The sequence below is a fragment of the Bartonella doshiae NCTC 12862 = ATCC 700133 genome, from assembly GCF_000278155.1.
Taxonomy (GTDB): Bacteria; Pseudomonadota; Alphaproteobacteria; order Rhizobiales; family Rhizobiaceae; genus Bartonella; species Bartonella doshiae.
Genome location: NZ_JH725100.1, coordinates 1 through 1,246, shown reverse-complemented (window position 1 = coordinate 1,246; position 1,246 = coordinate 1). Strand labels below are relative to the sequence as shown.

Sequence of the window (1,246 nt, the reverse complement as noted above, 5' to 3'; positions counted from 1 at the left end):
TGCCAATGCGTTGGCAAAGGGTGTGACATTTGGACACCTCTGGAGATTAAATGCCATAGGAAGCAATCCCTCCCGTAACAATACCACAACAAAATGACAAAAATATCACTGTCCAGTAAAGACGTCTGCACTGCAGCGGAATATTTCCTGAATTAAAAAATAAAATAAATCGCAGACTATATCTTTACTTTATAATCAAAATTTGAATAATGATAAAAATATCAAATTATATTTTATGGTTTAAAAAGAGGATTATTAAAATGAAACAAATCATTTTTACAATTTTGATTGTAAGTTTTTTATCGGCTTGCGTATCGGATACAGAACTAAAGCAACCAAGTAATTGGAATCGTATATCTGTTAATAAAATAATCCCTGCAGAAATTCATTGAGGAAGCATATGAGAAAACTATTTATTATAATAGGAGTGATTGCCTTTATTGGAACACCTAATTCAACTCTAGCGTTTGCATTTAACGATTGGACTTGGGGATGGCATCCAAAACCAAAATTATTTGAAACATCATCACACAATCAGCCCTCGGAACAGACCCCTCCTACAAAAAACGATTATCTAGAGATTATTAAATTATTAAAACAACAACTTGAAATAAGTAAAAAGCAGCTTAAGAAGGTGGAAGAAACACATCAATCTATAACAGGCATTCGAACAATTAACAAAGAACCACAAAAAGATGACGGAAGTTTATATCTTTTAAAGCCGGAATTTATCTACAATGAAGATAAACAAGCAGAAATCGCCAAAATGATTCCCGCGCTGTTCAGGGATATTATAAAAAATGAAAATTATCTTCGCAATTCTCCTGTTAGTGAAGCGCGCGAAGTTATTGATGAACGCAGCCAATATGCAGCAGTCATTGATAAAGCTGTAGCTTTGCAAATTTTTCAAGAAATAGAAAATCGTTTTCAGCAAATTGCAGATACGTTAGTTGCTCTTGACCAAATACAAGACCTAAAAGGTATTACCGAATTGCAGGTGCGCATGAAGGGAACGCTAGCCATGATCCAGAATGAAGCAACAAAATTGCAAATGGTCGCACATTCACGCAACATTGAACAAACACTCATTAACCGATTACAACGTAAACGCAATGTGCAAATTCTTGGAAGCAGAAATACACAAATGCCTACAATAAGATAAAATTTTTATAAAAGATTTATCCTATGCCATCCGTTTGTTAGCTTCGTTCTCGGGAAAAACTGAATATATAATATCAGATTATTC

General features: G+C 34.0%; 1 protein-coding gene. It reads left to right on the top strand.

Annotated elements, in window-relative coordinates:
* Positions 1-400: 400 nt before the first annotated feature.
* Positions 401-1,162: a TrbJ/VirB5 family protein gene (locus MCS_RS07930; RefSeq protein ID WP_004857473.1), complete on the top strand. Its 762-nt coding sequence runs from the start codon at positions 401-403 to the stop codon at positions 1,160-1,162.
* Positions 1,163-1,246 lie beyond the last annotated feature (84 nt).